The organism is Kosakonia pseudosacchari, from assembly GCF_900184035.1.
Classification (GTDB): Bacteria; Pseudomonadota; Gammaproteobacteria; order Enterobacterales; family Enterobacteriaceae; genus Kosakonia; species Kosakonia pseudosacchari.
Window position 1 is genome coordinate 624,081 of sequence record NZ_FXWP01000025.1, and the last position, 19,726, is coordinate 643,806.

Sequence of the window (19,726 nt, forward strand, 5' to 3'; positions counted from 1 at the left end):
CGCTATTCCTGCACTTCATATTCAACGCCATCAACCCGCACTTCCAGCTCCAGTTTGCTAATAAAACCATTGCTATCAATGCCATGTGTTACTTTTTTAATTACCCAGGGCGTGTTGTTGATCGCATCTTTAAAGCCTGACACATACACAGGGCTTTCTGCTGAGATATCGGTACGCCCCTGAGCGAGGGTGAGCGTAAATGTCGCCGCGTTGCGCTGGATCTCTTGCCACTTCGCCTCTGCCGCCCGCATGGCTTCATCTTTGGAAGAGTATGTCGTCGGCAGGGTATAGATATTATCTTTTGATCCAGCGGTGTAATCGGTCGCTTCCTGTTTTTCATTGCTGGTTGTCGCGGTTTTGCGCGTCAGTTTTACCTGCTTCGTCTGCGCTTTTGGCGTTCTGGTATCTTGCCAGTGGGCAACCACACCGCTGTAAGCTGCGCGATCGGCAAGGGTAAACTCGTGTGAGTCGCCATCGCTGCGGGTGATCGTCACCGAAGGAACAACCTTGCCGCCCCGAACGCACATGCCTGGAACAAGGAAAATCAGCGTACCTGATTTCACGGCGATTTCGGCACCGTTGCGGGTTGCCAGCCGGGTAAGAAAGCCAATGTCGGATTCATTAGACTGGTCGATATGGGCGATTTTTATATTTGCCAGCGCTGGCGCGACACTGGCGCTCAGTGAATTACGCCAGGCGATATCTTTGACAACTTCGCCAAGCGTTGTGTCATGCCATGACCACTCTTTTGGGCTATTCATATTGCCGCGAAAATCGACGCTGCGGCCGGTAACAACCACCTGATCCGGCGTACCTCGGTGCGTCACCTGATCGATGGTAAACGTGCCCATATTGGTGAGCAGTTCTCCTGGTCGACCAATGGCGACACTGACCTCATTACCGCGCTGCGGCATCTGGATTTTCCCGTCGGCATCATCCAGCGTTAGCGTTAGCGTATCGGCCTCAAACCCGCGATTATCGGTGACGGTCAACGCTATCAGGCGAGGCGCAATATCGTAGGTAATATCTTTTACTTGCTGTTTTTGCGCTTGCTGCGGATCGTGCTGTTTCTGCTTTAGCTTCAGCGTAAACAGGGGGATGCTTGTCCGCCCCAAATCCTGGGTGAGTACGTCAATCATCACATGTTCCCCAGCATCTTCGTTGCGTCCCTGAACAGTTGTTCCCCTTGAGCGCGAAGATCGCCTGCCAGGGCCTCCAGCGATTCATCAACGCGCGTAAGTTTGAGCGTGAAGGTGATTTTGCGCGGTGAACCATCACTGTAATACTCCGAACCGTTTTCGGTGACGCTGCTTATTACATACATGCCGTAAATCATTCCGGTTCCGTCAATAAGCGGCCACGAGCGCCCTTGCTCGGCCATCAGACGTACCGCCGCAAGCGACAGCACGCCGCCAGTCAGTTCCGGGTAGAGTGCGCCCGCGATATTGATGGTATCCTCGCCGGGACCGATATACTGAAACGCCGCGCGCTTGCCCACGCGCGCGTTGTTCTTCCAGTTAAATGCTGAGGTACGGTCCATATTCTGAAACGGCAGTGTCTGTCGCATAAAAACAAAAAGCCCCAATGCCAGCATCATAATGTGAGCCCTCCTTACGGATTGAATTGAGATAAGGCGTTGTTGCGCCGGTTATTGGCATCCTGACGGAACAGCTCCTGCAAATAGCGTTCGTTATTGCTGCCCGGCGTGACATCACCCTGCAGCGTGACGTTATATTCCGTGCGGCTTTGGTCGAGGTAAGAGCCGCCTGTTGACGGGCGTGCCATCTGATAGGCGTTATATCCCGGCTGCGCACTTGTGGGCTGGATATAGCTGGATACCCCTCCTGTGGCGGGTTGCTCGATAAGCGGCTTGAGCGTCTGCGCGGGTTTTTTATCAATAATGCCCAGCGTCTCCAGCAACCCCGTCGCGCTCTCGCTCAGTGAACGGAAAAGGGTTAGTGGCCAGGTGAATGCAGTAACAAGCACTTTACCGATAATCTGCCCGACATTGCCGAATTGTGTGAGCGTCTCCTCGCTGGCCTTGATTGGCGTTAGCAGCTCGATAAAAGTGCCTTTCACCGTTTGCAGTGCGCTACCAATGGCATCGAAAGCCGGCTGTAATGGCGCAAACATCTCTGCAATGGGGGCAAATGCCGCAGTAATGCCCTCAATCACGCCGCTAAAAAAGGCGCTAATGGGCTCCCAGTATTTATAAATCAGCGCAGCGCCAGCGGCGATGGCAGTCACCACGGCAACAATTGGCCAGGTGAGTCCGCCGATAACCGCCATGATCCCGCCACAAACGGTGGTAAACACGCTGCCAAAGGTCGTGGCAATGGTGATAAGCGTGCTGATCCCCGTAAAGACAGGCGCAATCACGCTCGCCACGGTGCCGATTGCGCCCGCGACGCCAACGATCACCGTCGCAATCAGGCCAAAGCTTTGCACCAGCCCCTGGTTGTTTTGTACCCACTGCTGGATCTTCCCAAGATAACCGGTCGCGGTCTGCACCAGCATGCGCAGCGACGACTCCTGAGTGGCGAAAATGTCCACGCTCAGGGATTGATAAGCCGCCTGCAGCGCCGCTAAATCCGTGCCAAGGTTGCCGGCATTGTTTTGCGTCGCGGCCGCAGCATTGTCGCCGCTTTGTTGCTGGTTGCCGATCGGCTGAGCCCGGTTTCCAGCGTTCTGCTGGAGGCTGGCGACAGCGGTGCCCGCTGGCGCAGGCTGCATGGTAGGGCGCGCTTGCAGTGATGCTTCATAACCTGGTTGCAGCAATTTTTTGCCAAGGCTAAAGCCGGTGTTTGCCACCGACATACTGGTTTTCCCAAGGCTGGCGACTTTTCCACTCATCCCTGTAATGCTCTGCTGGGCATCCTGGATTTTCTTCTGCCGTTGCTGCCGGTTTTCCTGTTTCAGGCTCTGCTGTTGGGTTACCAACTGCGCCGAACTGTCGCTGATGCGGCTTTTCAACCGCAGCTTTTCCGCCAGTGGTGCCGCAGCGTCAAGGCCGGATTCGGTGACCACGCTTTTCCGCCTGGCGACTTTCGCCGTCAGGTTGAGCCGCTGCAGATGCAGCTGGCTGACACGCTGTTGTGTGAACTGCAAAAAACTGGCGTGGCTGCGCGTCGGCGGGCCTTGCTCCGCCAGTTTTTGCGCACGCTGCTGCATCGTTTCCAGCCGCACATTGACTGAGGTAAGGGCTTTTTCCGCCCGCATTAAGCCATCCACCTGAGCGAGTTGACCATACAATCCGCTCAGGTTTTTCTCCGTTGCTTTTATGCCATCAGCCAGCGAGACATTCGCCGTCTGCAGGGTTTGAAAGGGCCGCTTCGCTTGATCAACAGCAGCGAGCAGGGCCTCGATATTTACGCTGTTACTCATATGTGTTTCCGCTTCGCTGCAGCGCTTTTTCGCGCCAGGTGATGAGTTCGCCAAGACTCAGGGGGTAGAGCTCCGATGGCGGCCAGTGAAAAATCACCGCGATATCCGCCATCAGATCGTCAACCGACAGCCTGGCCGGAAAATTTACTGTCCCGAAGCTGGTGACAAAAAACCGACCACCTTACCCGCCAGCGCAACCATATCGGCCAGATCCAGCGCACCCACTTCTTGCTCGGTAAGTGAAGGTGAAGTGATGCGCGGCAGCACTTTAATCAGCGCATCCACTTCGGCGTTTGCCACCGCCGCCAGGCTCAGGCCGCGCAGCGTACCGGCGTTCGGTTTCATCAGCGTAAGGGAATTGATCAACTGCTCGCCGCGTTTAATCGGGGTTTGCAGGGTAATGACGTTATCAGTTTCGTGGTTCATGCGATCCTCGTTGCTTGTGCGGGGGAAGACCCGGCCAGCCAGGCTGACCGGGTGTGACATTACAGGCCGATATTGCGGCGGTGCTGTTCGAGACGATCGACGCCGTTCACTTTTTCAACCATATTGACGGTATCGATCTCCACCAGCTCCTTGCCATCGATGGTCAGTTTGAAGTAGGTGCAAATCACGGAGATTTTGGATTCCGTATCTTCACCCGGCTTGTTTTCGCCAGTGTCGATCTCTTTCTGGCGGCCACGCATGACCACTTCCACCGCCACCGTTTCACCGGTGTCATCACGCTGGTAAGAGCCCGCGAAGCGGATCGGCACCGCGTCGGCACTGGTCGCGCCATACAGTTCCCAGATGGCTTCATCCGGAAAGCCGCCCAGCGACCACTCCATTGACATCGCCTCTTCATCGAGACCCATATCAATCGGTGCGACACCATTCATGCCTGCACCGCGGTAGTTTTCCAGCTTGCGGGTCAGCTTTGGCAGGGTGATGGATTTGGCGACACCCTGGTAGCTGTAGCCATTGAGGAACACGTTCATGTATTTCAGTTTTCGCGGCATTGCCATTTATCAGGCTCCTTAATTGCTGTTAACCGAGGAGACCAGGTTCGCCAGGTACTTATCGGTGATGCGCTGGCGTAAGGTCAGGTTTTCCAGTGGCGGGACCGGCGTATAGTCATAATCGATATACAGTTTCCCGGCCTTCAGGGTTTCGGCGTCGTTGGCGGATTCATCGAACCAGCAGGTGGCATCGACGATGTAACCGTTGCTTTTCAGCTCGCGGAATTTCGCGTTAATGCCATCAATGATGTCGCGGATAAGCGTCGAGGTAATCGGTTTGTCCACCGCCCACATGTGCGCGTCCGCCATGGTGTCGGCAATCACCTGCGCGGTGCGGGTGTAGTTTTCAAACAGGAACAACGGATCGTCCGAACAGGTGCGGTTGCCCCAGAAACGAAAGCCGTCTTTGCGAATCAGCGTGGTGACGCCTGCCTGGTTCAGTAGATCGGCATCGGTGCCGGATTCCTGCAAATCCCAGAACACCGGAGTGCTGATGCCGGTCACGCCGTTCACGCCAACGTTCGACAGGGTTTTGTGCCAGCCAACAGACTGGTCGATATAAGCGCGCAGGCCGAGTGCGCGCGCCGTGGCGTACGCCGTGGCGCTGGCGTTAGCTACGGTATCCCAGGCGAGGAAGTCCGGCCAAATCACCATCAGCTCGCGCTGGCTGAAATTCTCGCGGTACTTAATGGCGTCGGAAATCGTTTTGCAGCCCCAGGCGCTCACGTAACCGAAGGCACGCAGCTTCTGACAGATGGGCGCCAGCGCGGTGGCGACTTCCTGGGTGTCGTAACCCGGCACGCCAAGAATACGCGGTTTCACGCCGGTCACCGCTTCGGCGGTCAGCAGCGCTTTCAGGCCGGTGTATTTCCCGTTGGCATCGGTGGTGCCGATGATGTTGGAAATCGTCTGCGCCTGGGCATCGTCACCGCTGCCTTCCGCGACACGCACCACAACAATCACCGGTTTCGCCTGATCGGCAATCGCCTGTAAAGACGATGCCAGCGTACCTTTGGTGCCCGCTTTGGCGATGGCGCTTTGCACGTTGGTGATAAGCACCGGTTCATTCAGTGGAAAGGTTGCCGCATCGGCGTCGCTGGCCGTACAAACCATGCCGACGATAGCAGTTGAGACAGTGGAAATGACGCGTGTGCCGTCGTTAATTTCAACGACCTGAACGCCATGATGGTAGTCACTCATCCGTTTAACTCCGTGGTGTTGGGGTGAGTGCTATTTTCCAGAACGCAGCGCTAACGCGCTATTTGTCGGGGTTGGCGTGAGGATGAAACAACACGGTAGACAAAAAAAACGGGCCGGAGCCCGTTGGGATTAATGTCATACCGTGTCATTAAGCGTTAGACAGGGTGATGAGAGACAAAAACCGATGTCTTGCTGCCATCAGAAGCCTGTTGCTAACCATGACACGCCGTTCGTTTGAGCCGCACCGGCAGAGTTAAATGTTCTTATTCCATAAATTCTGGATGTATCTGCTCCTGTGTAATTTGAGTTAATGGATATGCTCGCGGTTGAGGTAAGGCTAATACTGGGGACTACGGTAAATTGAACTGGAAAAAGGATATCTATACCTGCGGTAGTGCTCGTATTGGAAACGATGCCGCTTTGCATAAGCCATCCGTTAGGAAACCTGACCCAGCGGCCTGTGGTCGTACTGCCAGTTTGAAACGCTGACATATCAGGGATTTGGTTTTCACCTGTACCCACCGCTCTTTTCGCCGCCTCACCCAGCCCAAGGTTTTTAAGCGCAGTGGCGACAGTTGCGCTTCCTGCACTGGCGATCTCTTTAAATGCCAGACTGGTTTGCAAATACTGGTTGTGTGGGTTTACCGCTTTAATATGAGTATCCAGTAGGTCATCGGCGTATTTACGCGTTGCCAGCACCACCGCCGGGTCAATTTTCAGTGTTACTGCGGCGGCAGAAGAGACAATCAGCGACATGCGAATGGTCTGCGTGCGACCGCTACCCTCCTGCAAGAGCGGTTTGTAGGTTTCCGGGCAGTTGGCGACGGCAATCAGCGTACCTTCGTCATCAAAAAGCCCTATCTCGCGGATCCAGAATCCCCCTTCGTTTTCCGGGATCACCTGTTGAGCAATGATCTGGTTGGGGTTGTCGGCATCGACAGTGAGCGTGTTCACCGTGCTGATACGCTTCTGGTTTAGCAATTGGATCTGGGTGGCGTCCGGCACTGGCAGGCTGCCATTGCCGTCGCCGACGGCCATTTGTGTAATCTGAATTTGTGTGCCACGGGCGGTGGCTGCTGCCAGCTTCGCCGCCCCCTGGTTGGTCAGAATGGCGTAATATTTCGCGGTCATGCATTCACTCTCTGTTGTGGAAATGTAGCCACTATTTTCCGGTGAGCGCATCGGGCAGAGCTATTGGTTGGAGTTGGTTCGTGGTCAGGACAACTTTGAGACAAAACCGGGCCGTAGCCCGTGGTGTTATTGTGTCTGTTGCGGCCAGTCGATATTCGGTGCCGTTGCGGTATCCACCGCCTGGAGCAGCTTGATGTACTGCAACCAGGCAATCAGCCGGCCTTTGTCGTCATCGCTGATGATGCCGAGCTGCAACTCGGTCTGCCACAGGCTGATGGTGTTTTTGGCCTCAGTCAGTAACTGCGCTTTTTTCTGCGCCGCCTCGCTGATAAGCGCCGCCTGTTGTGCGGCTGTATCGGTCACCCATTTGCTGCCGTCCCATTGATCGTAAGCGGACTCTGGCGCAAGCGGCGTAACGTCTGCCGGGTAATCACCCAGTTTATCCAGCGGCTTTTGCTTGCCGCTGGTGATGTCATAAACCGTTTCGCCGCGATGATCGGCTACGTATTCCCAGCCGCTCAAATCTGCCTTGCGACAAACCGCAAATCCCGCTTTGGCTGCCAGCGGCGCATCGATGGCAGCGTTTGCCGGAATGCCAACGCCGATTGCCAGATATTCCACCGAGGTCGAATGATATTCGCGCGTATCGGCTGCGAAGTTATAGACGGTTTGCTCCCCGGCAACGGTGGCAATCAGGTTCTGATTCAGTGTCGCTTGCGTCATTATGCAGCCCTCACAATGTAGTTAAATGCGATGTTATGTGGACGAGTTTCTGTTGCGGTACGAACTGCGCGAGACGCATCAAACGACCAATTTGATGCACCGTATCCTGTTGCGTTTGAAGGAGCTGGTGCCAGGCCGACAGATAATAACGATGAGCCCGTTTGCCTGAATGCGCCTGACAATGTGGAGTCCTGAAAAAGCTGCGTTCGTCCAAAAGTACCAACAATGTTCTGTATTGCGTCTTCTTGGGGTAACAGCAATGCTCTCCCTGCATCCACTCCTCGCCCATCATCCCAGCCACGAATAAACTCGCCGGGCAAATCAGGTAAATACCCAGACGGAAATAGGGCGGCGAGGCCAGGATATTTCGCCTTATCAAATTCGGCACCATTACATTTGAGCCACCCTATCGGCGGTGTCGCTGCCGGATAAGGTTGCGGTACGCCCACCGGCGTAAATTTTGCGATGTCGGAAAGTTGTAGATATTGCGCATGCGGATTGGCGGCAGCGACATGCTGTTTCAGCAGATCGTCGGAATAGGCTTTAACTTCAATAATTTTGTCATCGACGTATTTGCGTGTCGCCAGCACCAACGACGGGTCGATTTTCAGCGTCACCGCAGCCGTTGACGAAACAATCAGCGCCATACGAATCGTCTGCGTGCGGCCGCTGCCTTCCTGCAAGAGCGGTTTATAGGTTTCCGGGCAGTTGGCGACGGCAATCAGCACGCCTTCGTCATCGAAAAGCCCCATTTCACGAATCCAATAACCCCCTTCGTTTTCCGGGATCACCTGTTCGGCAATGATCTGGTTTGTGTTGGCCGCATCGACAGTAAGGGTGTTCACCGCACCGATGCGTTTCTGGTTGAGCAGTTGGGTTTGTGTGGCGTCGGGCGTAGGCAGGCTGCCATTGCCGTCGCCGACGGCCATTTGCGTGATATGTATTTGCGTGCCAAGCGCGGTGGCTGTTGCCAGCTTCGCCGCCCCCTGGTTGGTCAGAATGGCGTAATATTTCGCGGTCATGCGTTCACTCTCAGTTGTCGGAAACGGAGGCACTATTTTCCGGTGAGCGCATCGGGCAGGGCTATCTGTTGGGGTTGGTTTGCAGGCAGGACAACTGCAAATGAAAAAACGGGCCGTAGCCCGTCTGATGTTATTGCGGCTGTTGCGGCCAGTTGATATCTGGTGCCGTTGCGGGATCTACCGCCTGGAGCAGCTTGATGTATTGCAGCCAGGCAATCAGCCGGCCTTTGTCGTCATCGCTGATGATGCCGAGCTGCAACTCGGTCTGCCACAGGCTGATGGTGTTTTTGGCCTCAGTCAGTAACTGCGCTTTTTTCTGCGCCGTCTCACTGATAAGCGCCGCCTGCTGTGCGGCGTTATCGGTTACCCATTTGCTGCCGTCCCATTGATCGTAAGTGGTCTCTGGCGCCAGCGGCGTAACGTCTGCCGGGTAATCACCCAGTTTATCCAGCGGCTTCTGCTTGCCGCTGGTGATGTCATAAACCGTTTCGCCACGATGATCGGCTACGTATTCCCAGCCGCTTAAATCTGCCTTGCGACAAACCGCAAATCCCGCTTTGGCTGCCAGCGGCGCATCGATGGCAGCGTTTGCCGGAATGCCAACGCCGATTGCCAGGTATTCCACCGAGGTCAAATGATATTCGCGCGTATCGGCTGCGAAGTTATAGACGGTTTGCTCCCCGGCAACGGTGGCAATCAGGTTCTGATTCAGTGTCGCTTGCGTCATTATGCAGCCCTCACGATGTAGTTAAATGCGATGTTGCGTGGTCTTGACACGCCGCCTACAGCAGGTTGCCCGCTTATGGTGGTGCCTAATACCGCTGTAGAGTATGGAATTGAGAGATCTGATGAAGTCCGGTTAACACTAAAAGGTTTCTGATAATTAGCCATTGAATCCATGCCTACCCCGTCTATTAACGTTTTGTAGTCAGGCGGAGCGTATACGTGCATGACACTCAAAACATCATTTGCCGTATTAGCGGAAATAGATAAAGCCATTAGGCTACCCATCTGAAGAGACAAGAGAGAGCGGTCAGAATCAACCCCACGCCCATTATCCCAGCCGCGAATAAACTCGCCGCGCAGATCGGGAAGCACACCGGATGGGTACGCCAGCGCCAGTTTGGGATATTTGGCTTTATCAAACGCCGCGCCATTACATGTCAACCACCCTAATGGCGGCGTTGCCTGCGGCCAGGCAACAACACCCCCTACGGGCATGATGTAGTTGTCATCAATCAGTACATCATGAACAAACTTCGTGTTGGCGATCTGCTGGCCATAGTTGCCGATGTGCGTATCCGGGACGGTAGGCACGCCAGTGAATGTCGGGCTGGCGAGCGGCGCATATTGCGTATGCGGGTTGGCGGCTTTGAGATGGTTATTCATCAGATCATCCGCATACTGCCGTGTGGCCAGCACCACCGACGGGTCAATTTTCAGCGTTACGGCGGCGGTGGATGAAACAATCAGCGCCATGCGAATCGTCTGTGTGCGTCCGCTGCCTTCCTGTAACAGCGGTTTATAGGTTTCCGGACAGTTGGCGATGGCAATCAACACGCCGTCATCGTCGTAAAGGCCAATTTCGCGGATCCAGAACCCCCCTTCGTTTTCCGGGATCACCTGTTCGGCAATGATCTGATTGGCATTGTTAGGATCAACAGAGAGACGATTAAGCGGGGCAATACGCTTCTGGTTAATCAACTGAGTTTGCGCCGCATCGGGCGTGGGCAGTACGCCGTTGGCATCGCCGAGCGCCATCTGCGTAAGGCTAAGCTTTGTGCCAAGCGACGTGGCGTTCGCCAGCTTCGCGGCCCCCTGATTGGTCAGAATGGCAAAGAATTTTGCAGTCATGCGTTAACTCTCAGGTTGTTGGGTGATGAATCAGTACAGAAGGCATTTTCCGTTCAGCGACAGGCGAACGCTATCAGGCGGGGTTGGCTGCCCGCTGGCACAACGAGGCGGGTAAAAAAAACGGGCCGCGGCCCGTTTTGTCTGGTGTTACGTGGTTAAGCGATGATGACATCATCAATCAGATGAACCGCTGAGGCAGGGTAATATTCGCCGCCGACCGTGATCTCTTCTGGCGTGTAGGGATACACGGTCAGTTCTTCACCCAGGTAGCACCCGGCGCCGACATAAAACTCACCGCTGGTACTCAGGCTGATATTGAGCCCGGTCAGGTGGCGGCTCGCCGGTTTGGCATCATTAATCAGCCGCTCCAGCTCAAGGTACATCTCCTCGGTAATGCCGTTCTCCTGCACGCCAATCACCAGTTTAAAGGTGCCCGGCTCGGCGTTGTCCTCCCACCATTCGCGCAGTTCAATCAGAAAACCGAGCGGCTCAACCACCCGGCGCAGCGCGCTGCGCGTGCCTTTGTGTTGATGAACGAAGAATGAAGCGGCAATCACTTTGCGTTTGGTTGCTTCCGGCCAGTTAAAATCCCAGCGGTCGACGGAGAGCGCCCAGGCCAGGTAAGGCAGCAGTTCCGCCGGGCACGTTTGTGGATCCCACAACGTGCGCAGCGGCACCGGCACGCGCTCAATATCTGCCGCCGCTTTTGCCGCTGCCACCTCAAGAACGGATGAGCCAACAGGCAACAGACGGTCGTCACTCATCAGTGCCTCCGGCGTTAATGCTCCAGGCTGTGCAGTAAGAGGCCTGGTTTTTCGCCAGCACCAGATCGCTTTGCGGCGCGCTCAGCTCCACCCGCTGCACGCCTTCAACGTGCAGCGCGGCATAAATCGCCGACTGGCGGATATCACGCCCTAAACGCCGTTGCGCGTTGATATAGGCTTTTAACTGCTGTTCAGCGGCCTGGCGAATCGGTTCCGATTCCGGGCCCGGGTAGAAGTAGAGCGTGGCGTTAATCTGGTAGGGCACGATCTCCGCGCTTTGCACCGTCACCCGGTCGCCCACCGGGCGCACATCTTCGGCGTTCAGTGCCTTATCCACGATGGCGATCAGCTCATCGCTGGCGCGGCCGTCGCCCTCGCGGGACAACACGGAAATGGTGATATACGCCGGGTTCGGGCTGATGGCCGAAATATCGGCAACCCGTCCGTCGGCGCTGCGACCATGATATTCGTAAGCGCCTTCCGGCCCGGCGACGCTTAACCCTTCAAACGCCTGCTGCGCGCGTAGCCGCAGATCTTTGTCAGACTCCATCACCGCCGGCGTCGGCGGAATGGTGCTGTCGTCGGCGGGCGAGATGACCAGCCGCGCCGTGTTGCTGTTGGCGGCCATTACATCCAGATCGTTCCCGGCGGCGTAGGCCAGCATCACCGCGCGGGCCGCTTCGTTAACGCGGCTGCGCCACATCACTTCACGGTAGGCGTTCTCTTGCAGGAACTTGGTCAGCGGCTCGGACTCCAGCGCCAGCGTGCGCGCCAGCGCCTCTTGTTCATCGGCGGGAAACAGGGAAATCAGCGTCGCTTTGCGGTCGTTGAGGATAGCCTCATAATCAAGCTCCTCGACCACATCCGGCGCCGGCAGTTGGCTCAGATCGATAATCGGCATGGTTTTAACTCACTGGAAGGGTTAACGAAAGGGATTCGCCGGTGCTGGCGAGTTGCGCGGTCAGGTTGACCAGCAATTTGCCGTCGAACTGGCGCTCGGTGGTGACCGCGCTCAGCGTAATGCGCGGTTCCCATTTCAACAGCGCCATGTAACAGGCGGCCTGGATTTGCAACATCAGCGCCGGGGTTTGCGGCTGGTCGATCATCTCAAACAGCAATGAGCCGTAATCGCGGCGCATTACTCTGGAGCCTATCGGCGTGCGCAAAATATCGCTGATGCTCTGACGGATGTGCTCAGTGTCGGTCAGACGCTTGCCGGTAGTGCGGTTTAAGCCACTGTAACGAACGGTCATAAAGGTGCTCCTGTTGTGCCGCCGCTGTCGCCGGGGTGTTTATGGGTATGCAACACTTTGCCGTTGGAGGTCAGCGAACCGCCGCTGTGCTCAATGTTGCCGCTCATCGTGCCGCCTTTTTGTACCTCCAGCGTGCCGGTGATGAGCTTGTTAGTGCAGACCACTTCCGGCGTATCCAGCGTGATGCGGGTAGTGGCGGTCACTCGCACGTCGGGCACGGTAGCGGTAAGGGATTGCGACGCGCTGATGGTGGCGGTTTTAATGCCGCTCACCGTTAACGCGCTGGTTTTCGGTTCATATTCCACGACGGCGCCATCGGGAAAGGCGACATGCAAGGCATCGGCAGATGCCGAGGGGGCCGGGTTGTCGTCGGAAAAAATCCCCGGCAGTACGAACGCGGTATCAAGTTCACCGCCGACCGCCAGCAGCAAAACCTGCTCGCCGATGGACGGTGCCCACCAGCTCCGGGAATGCCCGGCGCGGTGGGTTAACCACTGCAACCATTGTGTTACGAGGCCGCCGGTCTGCACCCGGCAGCGCCCGCTGTTCAGGTCGATGTCGACAATTACCCCGGTGCGGATCATATTGCGCAGCAAACGGGCCAGTTCCTGAAGCGAGAGTTGTCTATTCATAACGGAAATCATCCTATGCGTGACGGGCGTTGAAAAACGGACAAGGCTGTCCGGCGTTTGGCACAACGCCAGGCGATTCAGGCCGGCCAGCGGCTCACCAGCTCACCGTTGATATACAGCTCGGTCGGGCGGGTGACGAACGCGGGTGGTGGCGGTTCCGGTAACGTTTCGGCATGCAGCGCGCCGTCGATTTCCGTGACTTTGGTGCGTTCGGTCAGTTGCAGCACCATCGTCACATCCTGGGTGTTGTCGGCGTTCGTTAGCAGCGACCAGCTGAAGCTGCCTTTGCGACCGGCTTCGGTGGTGAGGATGTCGGGCTGGTTATCACGCAGCCACGCCATCACCGGTACGAACAGCGCATCGATATCACCGACAAAACCGCTGACGGTGACATTGAGGCTGAACTGTTTTTCAAACGAGAGTGAGCTGGCGAGGGTGGCGGTGTTGCTGCCTTTGTCCACCCACAGGCGCAGCATCGAAGGGTTATCGCGCAGCGCCGGCACAGCGTCAGTCAGCGCGGTGCGTAGCGTATTGGGTTTTAGCATTGATCTCATCCTGGCAATGTTTAAGGGTTTCGACCTGCAGCGCACACTGTTCCAGCGCGAGCTCCAGTCGGCGAATATCGGCGCTCAAATCGCCGTTAGTTTGCGGGGTACTTCCCGGCATTGGGCACAGGCTGACCAGCGGGCAACTGTTGTAAACAGTGACCGGCGGAAGGGCAGGCGGGGCGCTGGTGCACCCGACGCACAGCGTCAGGCAACTCAGCGCTATACCAGCGGCGAAACGCGTCATTTTCATTGAGTAACCTCGTAATTGATTGTTCGCGCCGCACCGCTTGCGCACTGGCGGCGTCCAGTTGCAGGCGCAGCGCGACCTGCGCCTGCTGGTTTTTATCTGCCAACGCGGTAGCGGCGTTCAGTTGTGCTTTTAACTGCGTGATGGCGCTGTTTTGCTCACGCGTAAGCTGGCGGGATTGCGCCAGCGAGGCACTCAGCGAGTGGTTTTGCTCCACCAGCCACAGCAGGCCGAGCGAGGCTATCAACAGGGCTATCAGACGTGCATTCATTGCGCCCCCCGCAGACACCAGCTGTGTTCGCGCAGGCGGCGGTTTTCCAGCCCCTGGTTACGCACGCCGCCGATAAACACCCAGCGTGACAGCTGATCGCAGGCCTGTTGCCACTGCTTTTGGTTGAGAAAATAAACCAGCGTCGAGCGGCAAGCCGCGCCGCTGCCAACGTTAAAGGCGAAGCTGACCACCGCGTCGTACACCTGCTGCGGCATCGCCACCGGTGCGCACTGCGCCAGCCTGCGTTCAACCTGTAATACGTCAGCGACAAGGTTGCTCGCCGCCTCTTTTTCACTGATATCGCGCGTTGGTATAACGCCCGCGGTATGACCGATGCCGGATGTCCAGACCCCGGCGCTGCACTGGTAAGGACGCAGGCGGCAACCTTCAAGATCGGCAATCAACGCCAGCCCCTGCGGTGAGGTTCTCAGTAAGCGGAAATCCGGCAGCAGCACCGCCAGCGCCAGCACCACCGCCGCGCTACAGCGTTTTACGGGTAATCCCATTCATCACCTCCTGGGTTGATGCGCAGGACTGGAGGAACAGATAGCTTTTGCGGCGGTAGTACCAGTTCACCGCCACGGTGACCGCGACACCAAGCGCGCCAAAATAGGCGGCGAAGTCTTGTGGGGTCATGGCGCCAAAAAAGGTCAGCGCCACGCTTATCCAGTACGCCAGCGATGAGGTGACTTTTTCGATAGTCAGCCCCATAGATTCACCGTCTCTTTGATGGTTTGCGTCTGAACTTCCGGCAAGTTGACCGGGGTGCCATAAGGCAAAATCACGCCCAAATCGGCGAGCCCTGGGTTGGCGGCGAGCACCGTTTCGACCACCGATGCGGTGCGCCCGTAATAACGCTGGCAAAGCAGGTCGAGGGTATCGCCTTGTTGTGTTTTCACATTCATCGTTCACGTCTCTTTCCATCAGGAAGGTTTTTCCCCATGGTTAAGTTTCCTGACCGCAGGCGATGGACGCTATCTTTCGGGGCTGGTTAAGCGCTGGCACAACAGGTGGGCGCAGGGAGAAAAGCAAAGCGCAAATGCACCAGGCAGCACTGCCGCTGGCGCATCGAGGGAAGGGCAGCGTTAACTGCCAGGAAAGGATGTGGCGGGGCGCTATTCGGCCTTGTAGAAAATGTTTTCATCCTCGTCGGTGGCGTTTTCGCTGTTGGCCAGGTCCGCAATCAGACTCAGCGCCAGTTTCAGATCGGACGGTTTGCAGTTAGCCAGCAGAGACACCTCGGCAATGAATTGCACGCATGCCCACTTGTGCTGAGTCTGATTTAGTCGCTCAGAGACCATGAATCCCTCTCATGAATTTCTTGTACTGTATGTTTGTACAGTATCATAGGCTGATTATTAATGGGAAGCGATAATTATTTGTTCCCGTCACTATGTTGCTGATAAAGAAAACCATTATGGTTTTCTGCTCTCGCGTTAAACCCGCTGTTTCCAGCTATTTCCGCGCGATGCCTGCCAGTACAGAAAGCGCTTTTTGGCCTCTGTTTGCGCGCCTGCAGAATATCGCTGCGCAGCCAGGCGGTAAGTTGCCGACGCTGACGACGGTTTAACCGCTGACCAGGCTCGAAGGGCGTACAGTTATTGACAGAACTCCAAGAAAGGGCCGTATCCGCCACGTTTTCCTGCGCGCGCTTCGGCACGATCGTCCACTTTTTCAGCCTCGTCAGCAGCGGCGAGCCACTTCCAACCACGCTGTCATACACGCCGCGTACTCGCAGCGTCTCTTCGCCATACTGATTAACATCGCCGTCCGTCTCATAAAGTGTGCGCACCTGCACCGCATCGCGTTTGACGAACGGCCCGCCCTGCGCGTTGACGTAACCCGCCCAGTCACCGCTATCGGCGGCTTCATGCACTTGCGCAAACTCCACGCTTAATCCGCGCGCGGCATCGTTGTCAGCCAGTTTGCGTAGCTCGCGGTAAACGGTGACCGGCGCGCCGCCAATAAACTGAAACTGGCGGATGCGCCAGCGCGCGGCCCACGCGCAGACCGCACAGGCGCTCTCTTTCAGCAAGGCGCCGCTCTCAAAGTCGGTTTCGCCATCCAGCGCATAGCCGTCGATATTTTTGGCAATATATTTCGCCAGATAACCCGTCGCGCTGCCTTTTTGCGCATCAATGGTTTCGGCGTGAAAGCGTGCCCGTTGCGCTTTCGCGCTGGACAGTTCGTGACGGTCTTGCTGGCAGGCGAAATCACGCAGGATCTCGCGTACGCGGGCAACCTCCTGCGGCTGCATAAACAACAGCAGGTGCCAGTGCGGTGTGCCGTCGTGATGAGGCTCAGCCACGCGGATGCCGAAAACGCGCAGGCCGTTCCGGTGCAACTTCGCGCGGATACGCGCCCACAGCCCGGTGAAGTACGCCTGGGTTTGCGCCGGGCTGGCACCGTTCCATTTCTGGTTGCGGTAGCCCGCGCGCGTTGTTGCGTGCCAGGCCGAAGGGGCGGTTAAGGTGTAAAACTCGCCTGCGTAGCCAAGGTTCTGGCAGATAGTTTCGAAACCGCGCAGGCGCGTCATCAGTTCGCAGCGGCGGATCGCCGGGTTGGCGACTGAACCGTCGTGTTTATCAATAAGGCTGATGCGGTTTCCCTCTTCATCTTCCAGCTCCATGCTTTTGAGAAACTCACGGTTACGCCGTTTTTGCTCGCGCCAGGCGGTTACGCACTGCACGCTGGCGTAGGGCTGTTTTTTCTTGCTGACATTGCCAAGTGCGATATGCAAATGCTCACGCCACTGCGCGGCGGCTTTGCGCAGATGCCCGCGCCACCACTGCTCGCTGAACAGGCGCATGATCGCCGGGGCGAGATCTTCCGCACGGACGACGTTGTGCGCCACCCGCAGCCAGTGCGGTGGGGTGACATTGAATTGCAAGGCGATGGTGCCCGCGTGCCGATACCAGCGATGCAGCGTTTTCAGTTCCGTTGCGCTTGCGTCGTCGTGCTCTGCCAGCTCACCGCGAATAAAATTGGCAATATCCGCCGCCAGCCTGTCGATGGGGGCTTTGTTCATATCCGGCAACTGGTTGTAGCGGGTAAATAGCGAGACTAAACGGTGCGCCAGCCCCTGCTGGATAACCGTATCAAAATGGCCGTTGAACACCGCGCTGGAGACGCGCGGCTGTAAGTGACTCAGTTGATAGCGCTGCGCCACCGCGTTGAGCCTCGGTAACGTGCGGCGATAAAAATGCAGCAGAAAAGCCTCGGCCCGCGCTATACCGTGCTCTTTTTCTATCGTATCCGCAGCACGGATGAGCGAAACGCGCACGCACTCCGGCTGGAGCGCCAGCGCCTGACGTGCCTGCGACACCGCCGCAATATGGCGATTGCGGCGATGCAGCTCAGCGTGGGTGAGCAAGGGGCTGGCGATAGCTGAACGCGGCGCATTCCACGGATAAGCCCAGGTGACAGACACTTAGCGTCTCCTGTAGTGCTTGTCTTTCAGTTCGGCAATCTGCTGGCAACAAACGCAACAGGTGACGCCGGGCAGCGCCATGCGCCGCGCTTGCGGGATAGGCGCATCGCAGCTTTCACACGTCAGCCTTGAAGGTGCCAGCAGACGATTACGCGCATGTTGGATATGCCGTTCGCGCTCTTCCATCTCGCGTTGCTGGGCGAGATCCATTTCGTCGGCCATTAGTGCAACTCCTGCGCCTGGTTATCGATGTGGCTGGCTTCCTGGCGCAACAATTCAGCGGCATCGTGCCATTCAAGGCGTTGTGAGCTGATGAATGCGGCCAGTGCGTCCAGACGGGCAGAGATAACACCGGCGCAGCGCAGGCGTTCATTGTTACGCGCTTGCGCAAGCTGAAGTGCGAGAGCTTCCGGGTTGTGGTTAGGTGAATTGAAGGGTTGTTTTCTCATTGTGTTGCTCCTGAATTTGGACAAGGGGATGCCCGACGGGTTGACGTCATGGTGGTGGATTTCGGGTTTACAGCGGCATGGTGAGCCGTTTCGGAAACTGGCTTACTACCGCGCGGAAATGGTTCATGGCGGCGATCACCGCCCGCTTCTCATCAAGCGTTAATGCATGCGGGCTGAGCGCCTGGCGCGCGGCGGGCACTCTGGCAAGAAAGAAAATGGCCGCCAGCGCCCGGTTGTTCGCTTCTGCGTGTTCGTCGCGCGGGTCACGTAGCTCTTCGATAAAGCGAGCTACGTCGCGCCAGTTATCGCCCCATAAACGGCCGCGAAGCTCGGCGATATGGTTTAGCCCGCTTAGCCGCTCTGATGTGCTAAGCGGAACATGCACGACAGGGGATGTGATAGCCATAAGCTCTCCTGTGATAGCGTTAGCTTGCAAAAGCAAATTCAGCGTGATGCCATACCGAAAGGGCGTTTAACGCCGTGACGGCACTTTCCCTGTTGCGTAAAGGCAAAGTGCAAAGCGCTGGCATTCACCTGCGCATCGCGCCATGTTGCGGTGTCGCGGGCGTCAGATTCGTTGCCGGGAAGTTGGCTCAGTGGTATGTGCTCAATGAATTGCAAACATCGCTGGCATTCGCTCTGGCTATGGTTTGCCGGCAGTCCTTGCATCTTTATTGGCGCTGGCATTGTCATGCAAATTGATGCGGAGAGTGCCGGAAAACGGGCTGTTATCTCTGTGCTCACCCGGCGATGGCAGCCACGTTTGGATCGCATTTGAGTGCCGGATAGCGGATGCGATGGCGTTGATTTTGCATCTGACATATCGCATTATCTCCTGTTGTTTAAAATGTACTGCGTAGCTGTGCTTTTTGGTCGATGCATAGCAATATAAATCGCAAATGCGATTGTGTAAATCACTTTTTCGATGTTGGTGTCCATGAGTGAAAACAAGATGAGTGTTCAGGATGTGATTGAGCGCATTGCCGCGTCCTATTCCGTCTCCAGCCAGAAAGCGCTCGCAGAGGCGCTGGATGTGCCGGCGAACAATATCAGCAGCTGGATCCAGCGCGATAGCGTGTCGTATAAAGCGGTGGTCAAATGCGCACTCGACACTGGCGCGGATCTGCACTGGCTGGTGACGGGTGAGTTTGCAAATGCGAAATTGACGGATAAACCGGTGCCGAAGGGCAAAGCGCTGTATGACGAAATTTTGTCGACCGGCGGGCGTCCGGTGCTGCGCCGTATCCTTGATGCCTACGGGTTCGAAATGCAAAAAGAGCTGGGGGATTTACTGGATATCTCTTCCGGCACCATCAGCACCTGGGTGCGACGCGAGTTTTTCCCCGGCGATGTGGTGGTGACTTGTGCGCTGGATACTGGCGTTTCGTTAGGCTGGCTGGCGACGGGCAAAGGCGAAATGTATCCCGCTGCAGCCGCGGGCGCCGCGCAAAATGACGCGGCGCTGAGCATCCCGAAATTTCGCCATGAGTCTGGCGAACTAAAAGAGGCGGGCGTCTGGTCGCTGGATCGCAGCCTTGCGCCATCGTCTACCGACGGTTTGAATTTTATTGAAGGGCTGAATGCGGGCTGGCTAGTGGATACCCGCGCGCAAAAAATTGGCAATGGCCGCTGGTTTATCAGCATTGACGATACGCTGGATGTGTTTGATGTGGTGCGTCTGCCGGGCGGCAAAGTGCGTCTTTCCAACAGTGCGGTGGATTTTGAGTGCGCGGTAGCGGAGATCGTACCGTATGGCGTGGTGGTCTTTACCCTGGAAAAGCACGTTTGAGGCCATGTTCGCGAAAAACGACAAGTAAATT

Annotated in this window: 29 protein-coding genes; 1 reads left to right on the forward strand and 28 read right to left on the reverse strand. The window is 56.6% G+C overall.

Annotated elements, in window-relative coordinates; translation table 11 throughout:
- Positions 1-2: 2 nt before the first annotated feature.
- From BN2591_RS21640 to BN2591_RS24415, 28 genes are all read right to left on the reverse strand, one after another.
- Positions 3-1,139, reverse strand: coding sequence for a phage late control D family protein (locus tag BN2591_RS21640; protein WP_086873814.1), 1,137 nt, complete (start codon positions 1,137-1,139; stop codon positions 3-5).
- Positions 1,139-1,597, reverse strand: a complete 459-nt coding sequence (locus BN2591_RS21645; protein ID WP_086873815.1) for a phage tail protein — start codon at positions 1,595-1,597, stop codon at positions 1,139-1,141. Before BN2591_RS21645 ends, BN2591_RS21640 begins: the two co-directional genes overlap by 1 nt.
- 14 nt (positions 1,598-1,611) lie before the next feature.
- On the reverse strand, positions 1,612-3,384 hold the full coding sequence (locus tag BN2591_RS21650; protein ID WP_086873816.1) for a phage tail tape measure protein: 1,773 nt from the start codon (positions 3,382-3,384) through the stop codon (positions 1,612-1,614).
- Complete coding sequence (locus tag BN2591_RS21655; protein ID WP_086873817.1) at positions 3,377-3,496, reverse strand: GpE family phage tail protein; 120 nt, start codon at positions 3,494-3,496, stop codon at positions 3,377-3,379. The genes BN2591_RS21650 and BN2591_RS21655 overlap by 8 nt, the downstream gene beginning before the upstream one ends.
- A 32-nt stretch (positions 3,497-3,528) precedes the next feature.
- Positions 3,529-3,810 (reverse strand): phage tail assembly protein, encoded by a 282-nt coding sequence (locus BN2591_RS21660; RefSeq protein WP_086873818.1) that lies wholly within the window; start codon positions 3,808-3,810, stop codon positions 3,529-3,531.
- A 59-nt stretch (positions 3,811-3,869) separates the two neighbouring features.
- A complete protein-coding gene (locus tag BN2591_RS21665; protein WP_086873819.1) occupies positions 3,870-4,388 on the reverse strand; it encodes a phage major tail tube protein in 519 nt (172 codons plus the stop codon).
- Positions 4,389-4,400: 12 nt separating this feature from the next.
- Positions 4,401-5,582 (reverse strand): phage tail sheath protein, encoded by a 1,182-nt coding sequence (locus BN2591_RS21670; RefSeq protein ID WP_086873820.1) that lies wholly within the window; start codon positions 5,580-5,582, stop codon positions 4,401-4,403.
- A 198-nt stretch (positions 5,583-5,780) separates the two neighbouring features.
- Positions 5,781-6,713 carry a phage tail protein gene (locus BN2591_RS21675; RefSeq protein ID WP_086873821.1) on the reverse strand — a complete coding sequence of 311 codons (933 nt, stop codon included), beginning with the start codon at positions 6,711-6,713 and terminating at the stop codon, positions 5,781-5,783.
- A 126-nt stretch (positions 6,714-6,839) separates the two neighbouring features.
- The gene (locus BN2591_RS21680) at positions 6,840-7,436 is read right to left on the reverse strand and encodes a tail fiber assembly protein (protein WP_086873822.1); all 597 of its coding nucleotides are present in this window, start codon (positions 7,434-7,436) and stop codon (positions 6,840-6,842) included.
- Positions 7,436-8,458: a phage tail protein gene (locus tag BN2591_RS21685; RefSeq protein WP_086873823.1), complete on the reverse strand. Its 1,023-nt coding sequence runs from the start codon at positions 8,456-8,458 to the stop codon at positions 7,436-7,438. Before BN2591_RS21685 ends, BN2591_RS21680 begins: the two co-directional genes overlap by 1 nt.
- A gap of 130 nt (positions 8,459-8,588) precedes the next feature.
- Positions 8,589-9,185 (reverse strand): tail fiber assembly protein, encoded by a 597-nt coding sequence (locus BN2591_RS21690; RefSeq protein WP_086873824.1) that lies wholly within the window; start codon positions 9,183-9,185, stop codon positions 8,589-8,591.
- Positions 9,185-10,312, reverse strand: coding sequence for a phage tail protein (locus BN2591_RS21695; RefSeq protein WP_086873825.1), 1,128 nt, complete (start codon positions 10,310-10,312; stop codon positions 9,185-9,187). The genes BN2591_RS21690 and BN2591_RS21695 overlap by 1 nt, the downstream gene beginning before the upstream one ends.
- A gap of 155 nt (positions 10,313-10,467) precedes the next feature.
- A complete protein-coding gene (locus BN2591_RS21700; protein ID WP_086873826.1) occupies positions 10,468-11,076 on the reverse strand; it encodes a phage tail protein I in 609 nt (202 codons plus the stop codon).
- Positions 11,069-11,977 carry a baseplate assembly protein gene (locus BN2591_RS21705; protein WP_086873827.1) on the reverse strand — a complete coding sequence of 303 codons (909 nt, stop codon included), beginning with the start codon at positions 11,975-11,977 and terminating at the stop codon, positions 11,069-11,071. The genes BN2591_RS21700 and BN2591_RS21705 overlap by 8 nt, the downstream gene beginning before the upstream one ends.
- Before the next feature lie 4 nt (positions 11,978-11,981).
- Positions 11,982-12,329: a GPW/gp25 family protein gene (locus BN2591_RS21710; RefSeq protein WP_086873828.1), complete on the reverse strand. Its 348-nt coding sequence runs from the start codon at positions 12,327-12,329 to the stop codon at positions 11,982-11,984.
- Complete coding sequence (locus BN2591_RS21715; RefSeq protein WP_086873829.1) at positions 12,326-12,961, reverse strand: phage baseplate assembly protein V; 636 nt, start codon at positions 12,959-12,961, stop codon at positions 12,326-12,328. The genes BN2591_RS21710 and BN2591_RS21715 overlap by 4 nt, the downstream gene beginning before the upstream one ends.
- A gap of 77 nt (positions 12,962-13,038) precedes the next feature.
- Positions 13,039-13,506 (reverse strand): phage tail protein, encoded by a 468-nt coding sequence (locus BN2591_RS21720; protein WP_086873830.1) that lies wholly within the window; start codon positions 13,504-13,506, stop codon positions 13,039-13,041.
- Positions 13,469-13,717 (reverse strand): Rz1-like lysis system protein LysC, encoded by a 249-nt coding sequence (gene lysC, locus BN2591_RS24815; RefSeq protein WP_244173048.1) that lies wholly within the window; start codon positions 13,715-13,717, stop codon positions 13,469-13,471. The genes BN2591_RS21720 and lysC overlap by 38 nt, the downstream gene beginning before the upstream one ends.
- The gene (gene lysB / locus BN2591_RS21730) at positions 13,602-14,027 is read right to left on the reverse strand and encodes an Rz-like lysis system protein LysB (protein ID WP_086873831.1); all 426 of its coding nucleotides are present in this window, start codon (positions 14,025-14,027) and stop codon (positions 13,602-13,604) included. The genes lysC and lysB overlap by 116 nt, the downstream gene beginning before the upstream one ends.
- Positions 14,024-14,533, reverse strand: coding sequence for a lysozyme (locus tag BN2591_RS21735; RefSeq protein ID WP_086873832.1), 510 nt, complete (start codon positions 14,531-14,533; stop codon positions 14,024-14,026). The genes lysB and BN2591_RS21735 overlap by 4 nt, the downstream gene beginning before the upstream one ends.
- Positions 14,508-14,738, reverse strand: a complete 231-nt coding sequence (locus BN2591_RS21740) for an HP1 family phage holin (protein WP_017459945.1) — start codon at positions 14,736-14,738, stop codon at positions 14,508-14,510. The genes BN2591_RS21735 and BN2591_RS21740 overlap by 26 nt, the downstream gene beginning before the upstream one ends.
- Positions 14,729-14,932: a tail protein X gene (locus BN2591_RS21745; RefSeq protein WP_086873833.1), complete on the reverse strand. Its 204-nt coding sequence runs from the start codon at positions 14,930-14,932 to the stop codon at positions 14,729-14,731. The genes BN2591_RS21740 and BN2591_RS21745 overlap by 10 nt, the downstream gene beginning before the upstream one ends.
- A 210-nt stretch (positions 14,933-15,142) precedes the next feature.
- The gene (locus BN2591_RS21750) at positions 15,143-15,328 is read right to left on the reverse strand and encodes a hypothetical protein (protein ID WP_017459947.1); all 186 of its coding nucleotides are present in this window, start codon (positions 15,326-15,328) and stop codon (positions 15,143-15,145) included.
- 74 nt (positions 15,329-15,402) lie between these two features.
- On the reverse strand, positions 15,403-17,457 hold the full coding sequence (locus tag BN2591_RS21755; RefSeq protein WP_086873834.1) for a replication endonuclease: 2,055 nt from the start codon (positions 17,455-17,457) through the stop codon (positions 15,403-15,405).
- Complete coding sequence (locus tag BN2591_RS21760; protein WP_020454778.1) at positions 17,458-17,679, reverse strand: TraR/DksA family transcriptional regulator; 222 nt, start codon at positions 17,677-17,679, stop codon at positions 17,458-17,460.
- Positions 17,679-17,906 carry a DUF2732 family protein gene (locus BN2591_RS21765; protein ID WP_086873835.1) on the reverse strand — a complete coding sequence of 76 codons (228 nt, stop codon included), beginning with the start codon at positions 17,904-17,906 and terminating at the stop codon, positions 17,679-17,681. The genes BN2591_RS21760 and BN2591_RS21765 overlap by 1 nt, the downstream gene beginning before the upstream one ends.
- A 67-nt stretch (positions 17,907-17,973) precedes the next feature.
- The gene (locus BN2591_RS21770; RefSeq protein ID WP_086873836.1) at positions 17,974-18,312 is read right to left on the reverse strand and encodes a DUF5347 family protein; all 339 of its coding nucleotides are present in this window, start codon (positions 18,310-18,312) and stop codon (positions 17,974-17,976) included.
- A 38-nt stretch (positions 18,313-18,350) separates the two neighbouring features.
- A complete protein-coding gene (locus tag BN2591_RS24415; protein WP_143468276.1) occupies positions 18,351-18,680 on the reverse strand; it encodes a hypothetical protein in 330 nt (109 codons plus the stop codon).
- A 163-nt stretch (positions 18,681-18,843) separates the two neighbouring features.
- On the opposite strand from BN2591_RS24415, the gene BN2591_RS21775 reads away from it, so the two are divergent.
- A complete protein-coding gene (locus BN2591_RS21775; protein WP_086873837.1) occupies positions 18,844-19,695 on the forward strand; it encodes a phage repressor protein CI in 852 nt (283 codons plus the stop codon).
- Positions 19,696-19,726 lie beyond the last annotated feature (31 nt).

Excerpts from the sequence above, each read along its gene's own strand:
- BN2591_RS21720 (WP_086873830.1), bottom strand. The coding sequence starts at position 13,506 with ATGCTAAAACCCAATACGCTACGCACCGCGCTGACTGACGCTGTGCCG.
- BN2591_RS21740 (WP_017459945.1), bottom strand. The coding sequence starts at position 14,738 with ATGGGGCTGACTATCGAAAAAGTCACCTCATCGCTGGCGTACTGGATA.
- BN2591_RS21765 (WP_086873835.1), bottom strand. The coding sequence starts at position 17,906 with ATGAGAAAACAACCCTTCAATTCACCTAACCACAACCCGGAAGCTCTC.
- BN2591_RS21685 (WP_086873823.1), bottom strand. The coding sequence starts at position 8,458 with ATGACCGCGAAATATTACGCCATTCTGACCAACCAGGGGGCGGCGAAG.
- BN2591_RS21700 (WP_086873826.1), bottom strand. The coding sequence starts at position 11,076 with ATGAGTGACGACCGTCTGTTGCCTGTTGGCTCATCCGTTCTTGAGGTG.
- BN2591_RS21675 (WP_086873821.1), bottom strand. The coding sequence starts at position 6,713 with ATGACCGCGAAATATTACGCCATTCTGACCAACCAGGGGGCGGCGAAG.
- BN2591_RS21710 (WP_086873828.1), bottom strand. The coding sequence starts at position 12,329 with ATGACCGTTCGTTACAGTGGCTTAAACCGCACTACCGGCAAGCGTCTG.
- BN2591_RS21770 (WP_086873836.1), bottom strand. The coding sequence starts at position 18,312 with ATGGCTATCACATCCCCTGTCGTGCATGTTCCGCTTAGCACATCAGAG.
- lysB (WP_086873831.1), bottom strand. The coding sequence starts at position 14,027 with ATGAATGCACGTCTGATAGCCCTGTTGATAGCCTCGCTCGGCCTGCTG.
- BN2591_RS21715 (WP_086873829.1), bottom strand. The coding sequence starts at position 12,961 with ATGAATAGACAACTCTCGCTTCAGGAACTGGCCCGTTTGCTGCGCAAT.
- BN2591_RS21665 (WP_086873819.1), bottom strand. The coding sequence starts at position 4,388 with ATGGCAATGCCGCGAAAACTGAAATACATGAACGTGTTCCTCAATGGC.
- BN2591_RS21670 (WP_086873820.1), bottom strand. The coding sequence starts at position 5,582 with ATGAGTGACTACCATCATGGCGTTCAGGTCGTTGAAATTAACGACGGC.
- BN2591_RS21735 (WP_086873832.1), bottom strand. The coding sequence starts at position 14,533 with ATGGGATTACCCGTAAAACGCTGTAGCGCGGCGGTGGTGCTGGCGCTG.
- BN2591_RS21650 (WP_086873816.1), bottom strand. The coding sequence starts at position 3,384 with ATGAGTAACAGCGTAAATATCGAGGCCCTGCTCGCTGCTGTTGATCAA.
- BN2591_RS21705 (WP_086873827.1), bottom strand. The coding sequence starts at position 11,977 with ATGCCGATTATCGATCTGAGCCAACTGCCGGCGCCGGATGTGGTCGAG.
- BN2591_RS21645 (WP_086873815.1), bottom strand. The coding sequence starts at position 1,597 with ATGATGCTGGCATTGGGGCTTTTTGTTTTTATGCGACAGACACTGCCG.
- BN2591_RS21640 (WP_086873814.1), bottom strand. The coding sequence starts at position 1,139 with ATGATTGACGTACTCACCCAGGATTTGGGGCGGACAAGCATCCCCCTG.
- BN2591_RS21750 (WP_017459947.1), bottom strand. The coding sequence starts at position 15,328 with ATGGTCTCTGAGCGACTAAATCAGACTCAGCACAAGTGGGCATGCGTG.
- BN2591_RS21775 (WP_086873837.1), top strand. The coding sequence starts at position 18,844 with ATGAGTGAAAACAAGATGAGTGTTCAGGATGTGATTGAGCGCATTGCC.
- BN2591_RS21655 (WP_086873817.1), bottom strand. The coding sequence starts at position 3,496 with ATGGCGGATATCGCGGTGATTTTTCACTGGCCGCCATCGGAGCTCTAC.
- BN2591_RS21680 (WP_086873822.1), bottom strand. The coding sequence starts at position 7,436 with ATGACGCAAGCGACACTGAATCAGAACCTGATTGCCACCGTTGCCGGG.
- BN2591_RS21690 (WP_086873824.1), bottom strand. The coding sequence starts at position 9,185 with ATGACGCAAGCGACACTGAATCAGAACCTGATTGCCACCGTTGCCGGG.
- BN2591_RS21660 (WP_086873818.1), bottom strand. The coding sequence starts at position 3,810 with ATGAACCACGAAACTGATAACGTCATTACCCTGCAAACCCCGATTAAA.
- BN2591_RS24415 (WP_143468276.1), bottom strand. The coding sequence starts at position 18,680 with ATGCGATCCAAACGTGGCTGCCATCGCCGGGTGAGCACAGAGATAACA.
- BN2591_RS21745 (WP_086873833.1), bottom strand. The coding sequence starts at position 14,932 with ATGAATGTGAAAACACAACAAGGCGATACCCTCGACCTGCTTTGCCAG.
- BN2591_RS21760 (WP_020454778.1), bottom strand. The coding sequence starts at position 17,679 with ATGGCCGACGAAATGGATCTCGCCCAGCAACGCGAGATGGAAGAGCGC.
- BN2591_RS21695 (WP_086873825.1), bottom strand. The coding sequence starts at position 10,312 with ATGACTGCAAAATTCTTTGCCATTCTGACCAATCAGGGGGCCGCGAAG.